Here is a 15700-nt window from a genome sequence, read left to right on the forward strand (position 1 = left end):
AAACGCCCGGTTACATTCCGAACCCGGAAGCTAAGCCTTTCAGCGCCGATGGTACTGCAGGGGGGACCCTGTGGGAGAGTAGGACGCCGCCGAACAATTCTTGTGAAGCCGGGTTTCCCGGGCCGTAAGCGGCCGGGAAACCCGGCTTTCTCATGTCCGGATCGCAGCCTCCGACCCTCTGCGCTCGCCGGCCGCGCGCACCGGTAAGGTCGGGGAGCATCGTCGAAACGTCCTTCCGGGAGGCCACGGGTGGAGCTCCAGGAGACAAGGGTCCAGACAGACCGTGTCCTCACCATCCCGAACGTTCTCAGCATGGCCCGCCTGCTGGGCGTGCCGCTCTTCCTGTGGCTGATTCTGCTTCCGGAGTTCGGCGGACCCAAGTCCGACGGATGGGCGTTGCTCGTCCTGGCGCTGAGCGGGGTCAGCGACTACCTGGACGGCAAGCTCGCCCGCCGCTGGAACCAGATCAGCAGCCTGGGGCGGATCCTTGACCCGGCGGCCGACCGCCTGTACATCCTCACCACCATCGTCGGCCTCACATGGCGGGAGATCATCCCGCTCTGGCTGACCGCGGCACTCCTCGCCCGCGATCTGATCCTTCTGGTCATGGTGGGCATCCTCCGCCGGCACGGCTATCCGCCGCCCCAGGTCAACTTTCTCGGCAAGGCGGCCACCTTCAACCTCATGTACGCCTTCCCGTTGCTGCTGCTGAGTGACGGAAGCGGATGGCTTCCGCAGCTCGCTGCTATTTTCGGATGGGCGTTCGCGGGATGGGGTACAACTCTCTACTGGTGGGCAGGAACTCTCTATGTGGTTCAGGTCCGCCGACTCGTGAAGGCGGATACCTCGACCGGCTGAGCCTGCCCCGATGCTGTGGCCCTGGCTGAACTCAGGGTTTCCGCGTGCCAGTGCGGTGGGTGCCATCCCGGCGGACTGGCCGAGCTCGGTCGGTGTGACCGTCGTCTCTTCAAGGAGGACGCTTCCGACATGAAGGCCGTCGTGATGGCCGGCGGTGAAGGCACTCGCCTTCGCCCCATGACCTCAAGCATGCCCAAGCCACTGCTGCCGGTGGCGAACCGGCCAATCATGGAGCATGTTCTGAGGCTGCTCAAGCGGCACGGGCTGAGCGAGACCGTGGTCACGGTGCAGTTTCTCGCCTCCCTCGTCAAAAACTACTTCGGTGACGGGGAAGAGCTCGGAATGGAGCTCACCTATGCGAACGAGGAAAAGCCCCTCGGTACCGCCGGCAGCGTCAAGAACGCGGAGGAGGCCCTCAAGGACGACTCCTTTCTCGTCATCTCCGGTGACGCGCTGACCGATTTCGATCTCACCGAGCTCATCAATTTCCACAAGGAGAAGGGCGCACTGGTCACCGTCTGTCTGACCAGGGTCCCCAATCCGCTCGAATTCGGCATCACCATCGTCGACGAGGAAGGGAAGGTCGAGAGGTTCCTTGAGAAGCCGACCTGGGGGCAGGTCTTCTCGGATACGGTCAACACCGGTATCTACGTCATGGAGCCCGAGGTCTTCGACTATGTCGAGGCCGACGTCTCGGTCGACTGGTCCGGTGAGGTCTTCCCGCAGTTGATGAAGGAAGGCAAGCCCATCTACGGCTATATCGCCGAGGGCTACTGGGAGGACGTCGGCACCCACGAGAGCTACGTCAAGGCGCAGGCCGACGTACTCGAGGGCAAGGTCGATGTGGAGATCGACGGCTTCGAGATCTCCCCCGGAGTCTGGGTGGCCGAGGGCGCCGAAGTCAGTCCGGACGCGGTGCTCCGCGGGCCGCTCTACATCGGTGACTATGCCAAGGTCGAATCCGGGGTCGAGATCCGGGAACACACCGTCGTCGGGTCGAACGTCGTGGTGAAGAGCGGCGCCTTCCTGCACAAGGCGGTCGTGCACGACAATGTCTACATCGGCCAGCAGAGCAATCTGCGCGGCTGTGTCATCGGCAAGAACACGGACATCATGCGTGCCGCCCGCATCGAGGACGGGGCCGTGATCGGCGATGAGTGCCTCGTCGGTGAAGAATCGATTGTGCAGGGCAACGTCCGGGTCTACCCGTTCAAGACCATCGAAGCGGGCGCCTTCGTCAACACGTCGGTGATCTGGGAGTCCCGCAGCCAGGCGCAGCTCTTCGGGGCCCGCGGGGTGAGCGGCATCCTCAACGTCGAGATCACCCCCGAGCTGGCGGTGCGGCTGGCCGGGGCCTACGCCACCACGCTCAAGAAGGGGTCGACGGTCACCACGGCCCGCGATCACTCCCGGGGTGCGCGTGCGCTGAAGAGGGCAGTGATCTCTGCCCTCCAGGCCAGTGCCATCGATGTGCGGGACCTGGAGAACGTGCCGCTGCCGGTGGCCCGTCAGCAGACGGCGCGCGGCAGTGCCGGCGGCATCATGATCCGTACGACGCCCGGGGTCCCCGACTCCGTCGACATCATGTTCTTCGATGAACGGGGGGCGGATCTATCCCAGGCGGGGCAGCGAAAACTCGACCGGGTCTTCGCCCGCCAGGAATACCGCCGGGCCTTCCCCGGGGAGATCGGCGATCTCCGCTTCCCGTCCAGCGTGTTCGACGCGTACACCGGTTCGCTGCTGCGTGCCGTGGACACCACGGGTGTTGCCGAGGCGGGGCTGAAGATCGTGGTCGACGCGTCCAACGGCAGCGCCGGTCTGGTCCTCCCCAGCCTCCTCGGACGGCTCGGGGTCGACGCCCTCACGATCAACCCCGGCCTCGACGAGTCCCGTCCGACCGAGACGGCGGACGCCCGCCGCTCCGGGCTGGTGCGGCTCGGGGAGATCGTCGCCTCCGCGCGCGCGGCGTTCGGGGTGCGCTTCGACCCCGTCGGGGAACGGCTGTCCCTGGTCGACGAGCGCGGGCGGATCGTCGAGGACGACCGCGCCCTGCTGGTCATGCTGGACCTGGTGGCGGCCGAGCGGCGCAGCGGGCGGGTGGCGCTGCCCGTGACGACCACCAGGATCGCCGAGCAGGTCGCCGCCTACCACGGCACGCAGGTGGAGTGGACGACGACGTCACCGGACGACCTGACCCGGGTGAGCCGTGGGGACTCCACGGTGTTCGGCGGTGACGGACGGGGCGGTTTCATCGTCCCGGAGTTCAGCAGTGTCTTCGACGGCACGGCCGCCTTCGTCCGCCTGATCGCGCTCGTCGCCCGCACACAATTGACGTTGAGTCAGATCGACGCCCGGATCCCACGGGCGCATGTGCGGCGCCGGGACATCGCCACTCCGTGGGCGGTCAAGGGCCTCGTGATGCGCCGGGTCGTGGAAGCGGCGGGTGACCGGCACGTGGACACCACGGACGGCGTCCGCGTCGTGGAGGCCGACGGCCGCTGGGTCATGGTCCTGCCGGACCCGGCCGAGGCGGTCACCCATCTGTGGGCGGAAGGGCCCGACGACGCCTCCGCGCAGGACCTGCTCGACGAGTGGGCCGCGGTGGTGGACAGCGCCGGCCGCTGAGCCGCTCCCCTTCCGGGACGCCGGGGTGGCCCGCCGCGCGACGGCGCGCCACCCCGGATCGTCCTTACCGGTGGGCCCATTCGGCGGTGAAGGCCCTCACGTGCGACGATGTGCGGCATGCCGCAGCAGTCCCCCGATCGGAGCAGCGCTTCCGCGCGCCGGTCGCGTCCCGATGCGTCCATGTCATTGCTGACCAATGTGACGGAGCACAGCCTGGACGACGGCTACGCGGAGGCCGCCGCGCGTCGTGCGGCCGAGGGCTCGTCCGGTCTGCCCAGGACCCTGCGGTCGAAGCTGGGGCTCGCGGCCGGCCTGGTGCTCGCGGCGCTGGTCGTCACCGTCGGTGCCGCGCAGGCCAGAGTGGAGGCCCCGGTCCGTGCCAAGGAGCGCGAGGAACTGATCAGACGCATCCAGGACGGGACGGAGCGCTCCGACGCCCTGGAGGACGGCGTCGAGCGGCTGCGCCGGGAGGTCGGAGCGGCGCAGCGGGCGGCGCTGGAGAAGCACGGAGGGTCCCGGGAGGAGTTGATCGCGCTGCTGGCGGGCGCCACCCCCGTGCACGGCCCGGGCGTGCGGCTGGTGCTGGACGACGCGGAGAGTGCCGAGGCGGGTGGCGACGGAGCGCGGAACAGCAGCAGCTTCGCCGACAGCGGACGGGTCCGTGACCGGGACATGCAGCGTGTCGTCAACGGGCTGTGGAGCGCCGGGGCGGAGGCGGTCTCGATCAATGGCCAGCGGCTCACCGCCGTCTCGGCGATCCGCAGGGCCGGCGAGGCGATACTCGTCGACAACAGACCGCTGGCGCCGCCGTACACGGTGCTCGCGGTGGGGGACGGGCAGCGGTTGCGTGACGCCTTCCGGAACAGCGTGGACGGCCAGTACCTGAAGGTGCTGCAGGACAACTACGGCGTTCGTGCGAGCATCTCGGCGCAGGACCGGCTCGACCTCCCGGCCGCGCCGAGTCTGATCATTCGCACCGCGAAACCGATGGGCGGTGGCGGCGCCGAGAAGAGTGCCGCCGACACAGGGAAGGGCATATCGTGATCGCCGTACTGGGCCTCGTCGTGGGAGTCGTGGTCGGACTGCTGGTCCGGCCGGAGGTGCCGGCGATGGTGGAGCCGTATCTGCCCATCGCCGTGGTGGCCGCGCTGGACGCAGTCTTCGGCGGCCTGCGGGCGATGCTGGACGGGATCTTCGACGACAAGGTCTTCGTGGTGTCGTTCCTGTCGAACGTGGTGGTGGCCGCTTTGATCGTCTTCCTCGGTGACAAGCTGGGAGTCGGCGCGCAGTTGTCCACCGGCGTCGTGGTGGTGCTCGGCATCCGGATCTTCTCCAACGCCGCCGCCATCCGCCGCCACATCTTCCGGGCGTGAGGCCGATGAACGACGACAGGACACCGGAGCAGGAGAACGCCGGCACGGACGGCGGCCGGACCCCGGAGGACCGCCCGGAGTCCCGCACCGAGCAGGACCCCCCGCGGCGCCCGGGGCCGGAACGACGGCCGCTGCCCGAGGAGAAGGGGCCGCGCCCGGACGGCGACCGGCCGGCGGGTGAGCCCGGGGCGGCGGACGCCCCGTCGGGTACTCCCGTGTCCGCGGGCGGCTCCGTCGCCGGAATGCCCGCGGCGGTGACGGAGCCGCCTCGCGCCGGGGAGGCGGTGACAGGGCGGCAGCGGCTGCGGGCCGCCCTGTGGCCGCCGCGGGTCAGCCGGGCGCAGCTCATCGTGGCGCTCCTGCTGTGCGTGCTCGGTCTGGGGCTGGCGATCCAGGTGCGGTCCACGAGCGACGCCAGTGTGCTCCGCGGCGCGCGCCAGGAGGACCTGGTCCGGGTCCTCGACGAGATCGGCGACCAGACCCAGCGGCTGCAGGACGAGAAGCAGCGCCTGGAGCAGCAGCGCACCGAACTGGAGAACAGCTCGGACCAGGCGGAGGAAGCGCGCCGGCAGACGGAGCAGAAGGAACAGCAGCTCGGCGTGCTGGCCGGGACGGTGGCCGCCAAGGGCCCCGGCCTCACCCTCGTCGTCTCCGCCCCGCAGGGGGCCGTCGACGCGGACAAACTGCTGGACGCCATACAGGAACTGCGGGCCGCCGGTGCCGAGGCGATCCAGATCAACGACGTCCGGGTGGTGGCGGGCACGTTCTTCACGCAGGACGGTGACCGGGTCCGCATCGACGGGCAGCGGGTGGAGCAGCCGTTCCGGATCAAGGCGATCGGTGACCCGCAGGATCTGGAGCCGGCCCTCAACATTCCCGGGGGCGTGGTGCAGAGCATGGAAAAGGAGCAGGCCACCGTGTCCGTCAGCCGTGAGGAGAAGATCATCGTGGACGCCTTGCGGGCAGCGGATCGGCCTGACTACGCTCGGTCGTCACCGCAGTGAGGGGCGTTCGGTCGCCGGGGCGCCGGCGGTACGCGCGAAGGTCTCGCCGGACCCGTGCGGCGGCGGGGGGTCGGAGCACCGTGAGGACGGTGCGTGGTGGAAACTGTCTGGTGGGCGCGGACGTTGTCTTCATGTCCGGGTCGGCACACCTGGTGTGCAGCGAGGTTTCGTCCTGCCCCACGGGCGGGTCTGTTTCGGTCAAGGGGAATCGCCCGTGAAGTTGTTTGGGAAGTTGTTCGGTAAGAGCGCCCGGGAAGAGGCGGGCGGTGCCCGTCACCGAGCCGGGGGTCCGGAGGAGAGCGGCGAGCAGCAGGCGGAGCGGCCGCTGTTCCGTGACGAGGTGGCGGGGGCCGGCGGCAGCGGCGCGTCCTCTGTTGACCCTGCCGCGTCCGGACGCATAGGTTCATCAACCTCAAGTGCGGGTGGAGAGTTCGGGTCCGGTCCGTACGCGTCCCAGGCCCCCGGTGGGCCGTCGCAGCAGGAGGCACAGTCCATGTCGGCCTTGCCGGTTTGTACGAGGTGCGGGCACCGGAACGCCGAGGCCAGCCGGTTCTGCTCCAACTGCGGTGCGCCGCTGCGCGGTGCGCCGTCCGAGCGCCCTTCGGAGACCACGTCGACGATCTCGATCTCGGGCCTGGAGGCCTATGAGGCGGAGGCCACGGGGCAGACCGCGCCGCCCCTCTCGCCGGAGGCGCAGGCCGCCGTCGACGCCCTGCCACCCGGCTCGGCGCTGCTGGTCGTGCGGCGCGGCCCGAACTCCGGCAGCCGATTCCTGCTGGACGGCGAGCTGACCACGGCCGGCCGCCATCCGCAGAGCGACATCTTCCTGGACGATGTGACGGTCTCGCGGCGCCATGTGGAGTTCCGCCGCGGTCAGGACGGCGGCTTCACCGTGGCCGACGTCGGCAGCCTCAACGGCACCTATGTCAACCGGGAGCGCATCGATGCGGTGCCGCTGACCAATGGTGACGAGGTGCAGATCGGCAAGTACCGGCTGGTCTTCTACGCGAGCCAGCGGAGCATCTGACCGCCAGGGGAAAGGCCCATGCGCCAGACACCGCCGGGCGGCGCCGGTTCCGGCGCCGCCCCCGAAGGCCGGTTGCTCAGCATCGGCAGGGTGCTGGGCCTTCTCCGGGAGGAGTTCCCGGAGATCACCATCTCCAAGATCCGCTTCCTGGAGGCGGAGGGCCTGGTCGAACCGCGCCGGACGCCGTCGGGCTACCGCAAGTTCAGCGCCGACGACGTCGAACGGCTCGCGCGGGTGCTGCGAATGCAGCGCGACCACTATCTCCCGCTCAAGGTCATCCGCGAACATCTGGACGCGCTGGAGCGGGGGGAGCAGCCGGAGGTCCCCGCGCCCGGCCGGGCCCGGGATCTGCTGGAGGGCGTGCTGGACTCCAAGGACCCGGACCCCGTCCCGGCCCGGACGGACCGCGCCGGGCTCCTGGCCGCGGCCGGGGTCGGGGAGCGGGAGCTGGCCGAGTGGGAGTCCTACGGCCTGATCTCGCCCCTGGAGGACGGGGGCTACGGCCCTGATGCCGTGCGGATCGCCGGACTTCTCGGGGAGATCGGCCGCTTCGGTCTGGAACCCCGCCATCTGAGGGTCATGAAGGCGGCCGCGGACCGTGAGGCCGGCCTGGTGGAACAGGTCGTCTCGCCGCTGAGGCGGCATCGCAACCCCCAGACGCGCGCTCACGCCGAGACCACCGCGCGCGAGCTGGCGACCCTGTCGCTGCGGCTGCACGCGGCCCTCGTGCAGGCGTCGCTCGGGGTGCGTCTGCGCTGACTCCGCGCTTCCGCGGGGGTGCCCGACTACCCAAAACGGCCGGGCAGGTCCTAGGGTTGCTGTGTGAACGAGCTCGACGTTGTGGGTGTCCGGGTGGAAATGCCCTCCAACCAACCGATCGTGCTCCTGCGTGAGGTGGGAGGCGACCGGTACCTTCCCATCTGGATCGGACCGGGCGAGGCGACCGCGATCGCCTTCGCCCAGCAGGGCATGGCTCCGGCCAGACCGCTGACGCACGACCTGTTCAAGGACGTGCTGGAGGCGGTGGGCCAGGAGCTGACCCAGGTCCGCATCACGGATCTGCGGGAGGGTGTCTTCTATGCGGAGCTGGTCTTCGCGAGCGGTGTCGAGGTGAGCGCCCGCCCGTCCGACGCCATAGCGCTGGCCCTGCGCACCGGAACGCCGATCTACGGCAGTGACGGCGTGCTGGACGACGCCGGTATCGCGATTCCGGACGAGCAGGAGGACGAGGTCGAGAAGTTCCGCGAGTTCCTCGACCAGATCTCGCCGGAGGACTTCGGTACCAGCAGTCAGTGAGGCAGGTGGGAGCCCCGTCGCGCATCCGCTGAGCCGTTCCCCGTTCCCGGTCACGGGAAACCACCCTCGGGGTGATTATCACCCGGCGTGCCGAGCGCGGCGATCGTTGACGCACCCCCGGCTACTGCCTACCGTCGACAAGGCAGGTCAAGGACGGAGGTCGGCGTGAGCAGCACCGGCGACGGTACAGCGGCGGGCAGTCCCATTCCGCTCCACGCGGGTGGCTCCGCTCCCATCCAGAAGACCGCCGTGACGGGGCCCGGGACAACACCTCCCGCTCGGCCTTCCGAGAGGATCGGCTACCGGGGGCCCACGGCCTGCGCGGCCGCGGGCATCACCTACCGGCAGCTCGACTACTGGGCGCGCACGGGACTCGTCGAGCCGAGCGTGCGCTCCGCCCAGGGGTCCGGGAGCCAGCGGCTCTACAGCACCGAGGATGTCGTCGTCCTCAAGATCGTCAAGCGTTTCCTGGACACCGGTGTCTCCCTGCAGAACATCCGTGCGGCCGTGCGCCACCTGCGGACCCGTGAGCGGGACGACCTGGCCCGGATGACGCTCATGAGTGACGGGGCGACGGTTCACGAGTGCTCCTCCCCGGACGAGGTGGTCGGCCTGTTGCAGGGCGGCCAGGGGATGTTCGGTATCGCCGTCGGCGTGGTCTGGCGCGATGTGGAGAGCGCGCTGCAGCAGTTGCACGGAGAGCGGGTGGACACGGGGGAGACCCTGATCGGGCACCATCCCGGTGACGAGCTGGCCCGCCGCCGGAACCGGGCCGGCTGAGCCCGTCCCCGGCACGCCGGCCGGATGACGGCCGTACCGCCGGTGACGTTGTCAGTGCCGTAGGGCAGCATCGGTGCCGTGAGACCCGTTCCGACGATCCTGCATCTGGACATGGACGCGTTCTACGCTTCGGCGGAGCAGGCGTCCAAGCCCAGTCTGCGCGGCAAGCCGGTCGTCGTCGGCGGCCTCGGGCCGCGCGGTGTCGTGGCCACCGCCTCCTACGAGGCACGGGTCTTCGGCGTCCACTCGGCCATGTCGACGGCCCAGGCGCGCAGGCTCTGCCCGCACGCCGCCTATCTGACGCCGCGCTTCTCGCTGTACCGGCAGGTGAGCGAGGCGGTCATGGAACTGCTGCGGGAGCTGTCGCCGCTGGTGGAACCGCTCAGCCTGGACGAGGCCTTCGTCGACTTGGAGGCCGGCGCGGAGCCCCCGGCCACCGCCGCCTCCGCCCGGGAGACCGGGGGCCGGCTGCGGGCCGCGATCCGGGCGCGGACCTCGCTCACCGGTTCGGTCGGCCTGGCCGGGTCCAAGATGCTCGCCAAGATGGCCTCCGAGCAGGCGAAACCGGACGGCCTCGTGGTCATCGAGCCGGGGACGGAACGCGGACTGCTCGCGCCGATGCCGGTCCGGGTGCTGCCCGGTGTCGGTCCCGCCACCGCCGAGCAGCTGCGCCGGGCGGGGATCGGCACCGTCGAGGAGATGGCCGGCGCGGGGGAGGCCGAGCTGGTGCGGCTGCTCGGCAAGGCGCACGGCACCTCGCTGTACGCCCTGGCCACCGGCCGGGACGACCGACCGGTGGTGGCGGAGCGGGACAGCAAATCCGTCTCGGTGGAGGACACCTTCGACGTGGACCTGCACGACCGGACCCGGGTGTACGGGGAGGTGGTGCGGCTCGCCGGCCGGTGCGTCTCCCGGCTGCGGGACGCCGGCCGGTCGGGGCGCACGGTCGTCCTCAAGGTCCGGCGCTACGACTTCTCCACGCTGACCCGCTCGGAGACCCTGCGCGGGCCCACCGACGACCCGGCGGTCGTGCGCGAGGCGGCGGTGCGGCTGCTGGACGGGGTGGACACCACCGGAGGTGTGCGGCTGCTCGGCGTGGGCGTCAGCGGCCTGGCGGACTTCACCCAGGAGGATCTCTTCGCGCAGGCCGCGCTGGAGGGCGCGGACGCCCCGGCCGCCCGCGCCCGGCCGGGGTCGGACGGGGAGACGGAGGCGGGCATGCGGCCCGACCGGACGGAGGGGGCCGCGGAGGAGGACGCCCCCGCGGCGGGGGGACCGCCACCGGACGGGGACGCCGGAGGCGGCGCCCGCCGATGGCATCCCGGGCACGACGTGCACCACGCCGAGTACGGGGCGGGCTGGGTCCAGGGCAGCGGTCTGGGCCGGGTGACCGTCCGCTTCGAGCAGCCGTGGTCGGTACCGGGACGGGTGCGGACCTTCCCTGTGGACGACCCGGGGCTGGAGCCGGCCCCGCCACCGCCTCTGGTGCGGCCGGCCGGCGGCCGGGAGCCCGGCCGGAGCACGGGGCCGGGCGCCCGCTCGGTGCTGTCCGCTCAGGGCCCGGATCCGGCGATCCGGCCGAAGCCCTCACGGCCCGGGGCCTCCTCGTCCCCGTCCGGGAGCTCCGCCTCCAGCCCGTAGTGGTGGTAGAGCTGGATCTCCTGCTCCGGCGAGAGATGCCGGCCCACCCCGAAGTCGGGGGCGTTCCGGACCAGGGACCGGCGGTAGGGCACGCGCAGGGTGCCGTCGACGAACTCGCTCGGCTCCAGCGGGACGAAGGCGTCACGGCCGAACAGACCGGTGCGCACGGCGGCCCACTCGGGCAGCCCCGTGGCGTCGTCGAGATACACCTCGTCCACGGTGCCGATCTTCGTGCCGTCGCGGTCGACGGCCTTGCGGCCGATGAGGCTCCGCGGGTCGATCCCCGTCTGCACGGTCCCTCCAACTGGTCGGCGGACTTCCCCGTGGACACCACGTAAGGCCAGATCCGGCCGCACGGCCACTCGGGGGAGCGGTCCGGGGGCCCGCTGGTACGCTGGCCGTGGCCGCAGATCCCGTGCGGGAGAGTCCTCCGCCCCCCGGGGCCGGGGGCGCCGAAGGAGCAAATCCTCCCCGGAATCTCTCAGGCACCCGTACCGCACGGGCGAGGTCACTCTGGAAAGCAGGGCAGGTGCCGGGCCATCCGTGCCGGAGCCTTTCCTCACCGACGGTGAAAGCCGGACTCCCGCAGCGCGGTCCGGCGAAGCTCTCAGGTCGACGACAGAGGGGGAGGCCCCGTTCGGGGTACCCGTCAGGGTGCCCCTTCGCAGGTCCGCGTCGACCAGGAGGCCTCCGCAGATGACAGCACCCCGCATTCCACTCTCCCGGCTGGAGCGTGGCACCCCGTTCGCGCAGCGTCACATCGGCCCCGGCGGCGAAGCCCTGGCCAAGATGCTCGCGCAGGTCGGTTACGGCTCGCTCGACGAGCTCACCGCGGCCGCCGTCCCGGACGTCATCAAGAGCACCGCTGCGCTGGCCCTTCCCGAGGCCCGCGGCGAGGCCGAGGTCCTGGACGAGCTGCGGGAGCTGGCCGGCCGCAACCAGGTCCTCACCTCCATGATCGGCCTCGGCTACCACGGCACCTTCACCCCGCCGGTGATCCTGCGCAACGTCATGGAGAACCCGGCCTGGTACACCGCCTACACCCCGTACCAGCCGGAGATATCGCAGGGCCGGCTGGAGGCGCTGCTCAACTTCCAGACCGTCGTCGCCGACCTCACCGGCCTGCCCACCGCCGGTGCCTCGCTGCTGGACGAGGGCACGGCGGCGGCCGAGGCGATGGCGCTCTCCCGCCGCGTGGGCAAGGTGAAGGACGGGGTCTTCCTGGTCGACGCCGACTGCCTGCCGCAGACCGTCGCCGTCCTCCGGACCCGTGCCGAACCCACGGGGACCGAGATCGTCGTCGCCGATCTGTCCGGCGGCATCCCGGAGGAGATCGCCGGGCGCGGTGTCTTCGGCGTACTGCTGCAGTACCCGGGCGCCTCCGGCCGGATCACCGACCCGCGGGCCGTCATCGGGCGGGCCCACGAGCTGGGCGCCGTCGTCACCGTCGCGGCCGACCTGCTCGCCCTCACCCTGCTGACCTCGCCCGGGGAGCTCGGTGCCGACATCGCCGTCGGCACCACCCAGCGCTTCGGCGTTCCGATGGGCTTCGGCGGGCCGCACGCCGGATACATGTCGGTGCGCGACTCCTACGCCCGCAACCTGCCCGGCCGCCTGGTCGGCGTCTCCGTCGACGCGGACGGCGCTCCCGCCTACCGGCTGGCGCTGCAGACCCGCGAGCAGCACATCCGCCGGGAGAAGGCCACCAGCAACATCTGCACGGCGCAGGTGCTCCTCGCCGTGATGGCCGGGATGTACGCCGTCTACCACGGGCCGGACGGGCTCGCGGACATCGCGCGCCGCACCCACCGCTACGCGGCGCTGCTCGCCGCGGGCCTGCGGGCCGGCGGGGTCGAGACCGTCCACGGCGCGTTCTTCGACACGGTGACGGCGAGGGTGCCCGGCCGGGCGGCCGAGGTCGTCGCCGCCGCCCGCGAGGCCGGGATCAACCTGCGGCTCACGGACGCCGACCACGTCGGCATCGCCTGTGACGAGACCACCGGCCGGGAGGAGCTGGCCGCGGTCTGGGCCGCCTTCGGCGTCCCGGCCGGAGCCGTCTCCGTCGAGGAACTGGACGCCGCGGTGCCCGACGCGCTGCCCGAGGAACTGCTGCGCACCGACGAGTACCTCGGCCACCCGGTCTTCCACGCGTACCGCTCCGAAACGGCGATGCTGCGCTATCTGCGCCGGCTCGCGGACAAGGACTACGCGCTGGACCGGGGCATGATCCCGCTCGGCTCCTGCACCATGAAGCTGAACGCGACCACCGAGATGGAGCCCGTCACCTGGCCCGGTTTCGGCGCCCTGCACCCCTTCGTGCCGGCCGAGCAGGCGGAGGGCTACCTCACCCTCATCCGGGAGCTGGAGGAGCAGCTGGCGGCCGTCACGGGCTACGACAAGGTCTCGCTGCAGCCGAACGCCGGTTCCCAGGGGGAGCTGGCCGGCCTGCTCGCCGTCCGCGCCTATCACCGCGCGCGGGGCGAGGAGCGGCGCACCGTCTGCCTCATCCCGTCCTCGGCGCACGGCACCAACGCGGCCAGCGCGGTGATGGCGGGCATGCGGGTCGTCGTCGTGAAGACCGCGGAGAACGGCGAGGTCGACACGGAGGACCTGCGCGCGAAGATCGAGAAGCACGGTGACGAACTCGCCGTGCTGATGGTGACCTACCCGTCCACACACGGGGTGTTCGAGGAGCACATCGGGGAGATCTGCGCGGCCGTGCACGACGCGGGCGGCCAGGTCTACGTGGACGGCGCCAACCTCAACGCCCTGGTGGGCCTCGCCGAGCCCGGCCGGTTCGGCGGCGACGTCTCGCACCTCAACCTGCACAAGACCTTCTGCATCCCGCACGGCGGCGGTGGGCCCGGTGTCGGCCCGGTCGCCGTGCGCTCGCACCTCGCGCCGTATCTGCCCAACCACCCGCTCCAGCCCGCGGCCGGACCGGAGACGGGGGTCGGCCCGGTGTCGGCGGCCCCCTGGGGATCGGCGGGCATCCTGCCCATCTCCTGGGCATACGTCCGGCTGATGGGAGCCGAGGGGCTGCGGCAGGCCACGCAGGTGGCCGTGCTGAGCGCCAACTACGTCGCCAAGCGGCTGGAGCCGCACTACCCGGTGCTCTACACCGGCCCCGGAGGGCTGGTGGCGCACGAGTGCATCATCGATCTGCGGCCGCTGACGAAGGCCACCGGGGTGAGCGTCGACGACGTCGCGAAGCGCCTCATCGACTACGGCTTCCACGCGCCCACGATGTCGTTCCCGGTGGCCGGCACGCTGATGATCGAACCCACGGAGAGCGAGGACCTGGCCGAACTCGACCGGTTCTGCGACGCGATGATCCGGATTCGCGCGGAAATCGAGCAGGTCTCCTCGGGGGAATGGCCGGCCGAGGACAACCCGCTGCGCAACGCGCCGCACACGGCGGCCGTGCTGGCGGGGGAGTGGGAGCATCCCTACAGCCGCGAGACGGCGGTGTTCCCGCCCGGCGTCGGGGCGGGGGAGAAGTACTGGCCGCCGGTGCGGCGCATCAACAGCGCCTACGGGGACCGCAACCTGGTCTGCTCCTGCCCGCCGCTGGAGGAGTACGACTCCTGACGGCCGGCCGCCGCTGACCGCTGACCGCGGCTCTGCGGCTGCGCGGCGGTCGGGGGAGACATGGACGGGGCCGGTCCGGCGATCCGCCGGGCCGGCCCTGTGATCTCTTCTGCGGTGTGATCTCTTGCGGTGCGGTCTCTGTGCGGTGCGGTCTCTGTGCGGTGCCCGTCGTCACCGGCCGCCGGGTCAGGCAGCGGTCGTCACGTGTTCGATGCCCAGGGGCCGGTGCGGAGCGATGATCTGCCCGTCGGGCAGCAGTTCACCGGTGTCCTCGAAGAGCAGGACGCCGTTGCACAGCAGACTCCAGCCCTGTTCGGGGTGGTGTGCCACCAGCTGGGCGGCTTCCCGGTCGGCGGAGTCGGCTGTCGGGCAGGGTGAGGAGTGCTGGCACATGGCAGGGATCTTTCGCTGTGGTGTGAGTGTCCTGCGGCTTGGCGTAGTGTCCATAACCGCCCCCCGTAGTGGTTTTCCTCGGTCGGTTCCAGTGTTGCCCGCGGAAGGGTGTTTCGCAGGAATTTCGCCGCACCCGGCCTTCCAGGGGGATGACGCACCACTCTTGCGGACGGTTGCCGTCAAGAGGACGGCCCCTTCGGGTGGTTCGCCATGACCGGAGCGGACTAGTCCGGCCGGGCGGGCGCGGTGGCGCGACGGGAGCGCATGGCGGCGCCCCGCGGCCGGGGGAGCCGCGGGGCGCGTGTTCGGCGGGGCGCCGGATCAGGCCGCCGGTGAGGCCGTGGCGTCCAGCAGGGGCGTCACCGGGCCCAGCCGGAGGGTGAGCACCGGCAGCAGGTCCGCGACCCGGTGGGGGCGGTGTGCGGTGATGCCGGGGGGCGCCGGCGCGAGGGGGACCAGCAGGTCCGCGGGGGCGGGCCGGCCCTCGGCGGGGTCCGCGGCGGTGTCGCCGTGCAGCCAGAGCGTGAGCATGTAGAGCTCGGGCACCGACAGCAGGCGGGGCTGGTACAGGCCCGCCAGCGATTCGGCCTGGCGCAGGGCCTGCTCCGTCGAGGAGAGGTACGGGCCGCCGAAGAAGTGGGAGAAGGCCCAGCCGTCCGGCGTCGGCTTGGTCTCGGCGGCGGCCACCGCGCGGCCCCCGCTCCGCACCAGGAAGCGCCACGCGGTGAGGCGGGCCGGCGGTGGGCCGTCGTGCCGGGTGATCCCCTCCAGGATGTGGACCGGCAGGGGCGAGTCCGGGGTCAGCGGGCCCGGATGCAAGCGGAGTACCGGCGCGGCGGTCGGGGATCCGAGGGCCGCGAGGGTGCTGCGCTGGGCGGGCCTGGGTGCCTGGAGGGAAAGCAGCGGCATGATGGGTCGCCTCTCACTTCGGAGACACGGGTGATGCTGGGCAGGCGCGGACGGCAATGTCTGCGACGGCGGGGCGGAAGAGGAGGGCCGGAGCGGGGAATGCCGGCGACACGTACTCTCTGCCCGCGTACCCGGAGTTTATACGGTGCGTGTTCACGGCGCGTTTCGGCTAGCCGACGCGCGTATTACGGGCAAGACTGAAA

Annotated in this window: 14 protein-coding genes, 1 rRNA gene and 1 riboswitch; of the genes, 12 read left to right on the forward strand and 3 right to left on the reverse strand. The window is 71.3% G+C overall.

Annotated elements, in window-relative coordinates:
- The 11 genes from rrf to KBZ10_RS26210 all read left to right on the forward strand — a co-directional run.
- Nucleotides 1-95: ribosomal RNA gene (gene rrf / locus KBZ10_RS26160) — 5S ribosomal RNA — on the forward strand; the annotation flags it as partial.
- A gap of 154 nt (nucleotides 96-249) precedes the next feature.
- Entirely contained in the window at nucleotides 250-858 is a 609-nt protein-coding gene (locus tag KBZ10_RS26165; RefSeq protein ID WP_210990205.1) for a CDP-alcohol phosphatidyltransferase family protein, read from the forward strand.
- Nucleotides 859-987: 129 nt separating this feature from the next.
- Nucleotides 988-3483, forward strand: a complete 2496-nt coding sequence (locus tag KBZ10_RS26170; RefSeq protein ID WP_210990206.1) for a mannose-1-phosphate guanyltransferase — start codon at nucleotides 988-990, stop codon at nucleotides 3481-3483.
- Between the two features lie 108 nt (nucleotides 3484-3591).
- On the forward strand, nucleotides 3592-4527 hold the full coding sequence (locus tag KBZ10_RS26175; protein ID WP_210990207.1) for a DUF881 domain-containing protein: 936 nt from the start codon (nucleotides 3592-3594) through the stop codon (nucleotides 4525-4527).
- The gene (locus KBZ10_RS26180; RefSeq protein WP_210990208.1) at nucleotides 4524-4856 is read left to right on the forward strand and encodes a small basic family protein; all 333 of its coding nucleotides are present in this window, start codon (nucleotides 4524-4526) and stop codon (nucleotides 4854-4856) included. Before KBZ10_RS26175 ends, KBZ10_RS26180 begins: the two co-directional genes overlap by 4 nt.
- 5 nt (nucleotides 4857-4861) lie before the next feature.
- Nucleotides 4862-5860 carry a DUF881 domain-containing protein gene (locus tag KBZ10_RS26185; RefSeq protein ID WP_210990248.1) on the forward strand — a complete coding sequence of 333 codons (999 nt, stop codon included), beginning with the start codon at nucleotides 4862-4864 and terminating at the stop codon, nucleotides 5858-5860.
- Between the two features lie 103 nt (nucleotides 5861-5963).
- Nucleotides 5964-6887, forward strand: a complete 924-nt coding sequence (locus tag KBZ10_RS26190) for an FHA domain-containing protein (RefSeq protein ID WP_210990249.1) — start codon at nucleotides 5964-5966, stop codon at nucleotides 6885-6887.
- Nucleotides 6888-6905: 18 nt separating this feature from the next.
- Entirely contained in the window at nucleotides 6906-7646 is a 741-nt protein-coding gene (locus tag KBZ10_RS26195) for a MerR family transcriptional regulator (protein WP_210990209.1), read from the forward strand.
- A 63-nt stretch (nucleotides 7647-7709) separates the two neighbouring features.
- Complete coding sequence (locus KBZ10_RS26200; RefSeq protein ID WP_039820899.1) at nucleotides 7710-8183, forward strand: bifunctional nuclease family protein; 474 nt, start codon at nucleotides 7710-7712, stop codon at nucleotides 8181-8183.
- 165 nt (nucleotides 8184-8348) lie between these two features.
- On the forward strand, nucleotides 8349-8963 hold the full coding sequence (locus KBZ10_RS26205; protein WP_210990210.1) for a MerR family transcriptional regulator: 615 nt from the start codon (nucleotides 8349-8351) through the stop codon (nucleotides 8961-8963).
- Between the two features lie 78 nt (nucleotides 8964-9041).
- A complete protein-coding gene (locus KBZ10_RS26210) occupies nucleotides 9042-10604 on the forward strand; it encodes a DNA polymerase IV (protein ID WP_210990211.1) in 1563 nt (520 codons plus the stop codon).
- On the opposite strand, the gene KBZ10_RS26215 is transcribed toward KBZ10_RS26210, so the two are convergent.
- Nucleotides 10517-10897, reverse strand: coding sequence for a PRC-barrel domain-containing protein (locus KBZ10_RS26215; RefSeq protein ID WP_210990212.1), 381 nt, complete (start codon nucleotides 10895-10897; stop codon nucleotides 10517-10519). The genes KBZ10_RS26210 and KBZ10_RS26215 overlap by 88 nt on opposite strands.
- A gap of 115 nt (nucleotides 10898-11012) precedes the next feature.
- Nucleotides 11013-11111, forward strand: a riboswitch (glycine riboswitch).
- Between the two features lie 189 nt (nucleotides 11112-11300).
- Between KBZ10_RS26215 and gcvP the strand changes: the two genes are divergently transcribed.
- Nucleotides 11301-14195 carry an aminomethyl-transferring glycine dehydrogenase gene (gene gcvP, locus KBZ10_RS26220; protein ID WP_210990213.1) on the forward strand — a complete coding sequence of 965 codons (2895 nt, stop codon included), beginning with the start codon at nucleotides 11301-11303 and terminating at the stop codon, nucleotides 14193-14195.
- 186 nt (nucleotides 14196-14381) lie between these two features.
- Here gcvP and KBZ10_RS26225 read toward each other — a convergent pair whose 3' ends face one another.
- Both KBZ10_RS26225 and KBZ10_RS26230 read right to left on the reverse strand, forming a co-directional pair.
- The gene (locus KBZ10_RS26225; RefSeq protein WP_210990214.1) at nucleotides 14382-14588 is read right to left on the reverse strand and encodes a DUF5999 family protein; all 207 of its coding nucleotides are present in this window, start codon (nucleotides 14586-14588) and stop codon (nucleotides 14382-14384) included.
- A gap of 321 nt (nucleotides 14589-14909) precedes the next feature.
- Nucleotides 14910-15497: a hypothetical protein gene (locus tag KBZ10_RS26230; protein ID WP_210990215.1), complete on the reverse strand. Its 588-nt coding sequence runs from the start codon at nucleotides 15495-15497 to the stop codon at nucleotides 14910-14912.
- Nucleotides 15498-15700: the final 203 nt, after the last annotated feature.

Origin of the sequence: Streptomyces sp. F63 (assembly GCF_018070345.1) — a bacterium.
In the GTDB taxonomy this organism is placed as follows: domain Bacteria; phylum Actinomycetota; class Actinomycetes; order Streptomycetales; family Streptomycetaceae; genus Streptomyces.

Excerpts from the sequence above, each read along its gene's own strand:
- KBZ10_RS26170 (WP_210990206.1), top strand. The coding sequence starts at position 988 with ATGAAGGCCGTCGTGATGGCCGGCGGTGAAGGCACTCGCCTTCGCCCC.
- KBZ10_RS26175 (WP_210990207.1), top strand. The coding sequence starts at position 3,592 with ATGTGCGGCATGCCGCAGCAGTCCCCCGATCGGAGCAGCGCTTCCGCG.
- KBZ10_RS26185 (WP_210990248.1), top strand. The coding sequence starts at position 4,862 with ATGAACGACGACAGGACACCGGAGCAGGAGAACGCCGGCACGGACGGC.
- KBZ10_RS26195 (WP_210990209.1), top strand. The coding sequence starts at position 6,906 with ATGCGCCAGACACCGCCGGGCGGCGCCGGTTCCGGCGCCGCCCCCGAA.
- gcvP (WP_210990213.1), top strand. The coding sequence starts at position 11,301 with ATGACAGCACCCCGCATTCCACTCTCCCGGCTGGAGCGTGGCACCCCG.
- KBZ10_RS26225 (WP_210990214.1), bottom strand. The coding sequence starts at position 14,588 with ATGTGCCAGCACTCCTCACCCTGCCCGACAGCCGACTCCGCCGACCGG.
- KBZ10_RS26230 (WP_210990215.1), bottom strand. The coding sequence starts at position 15,497 with ATGCCGCTGCTTTCCCTCCAGGCACCCAGGCCCGCCCAGCGCAGCACC.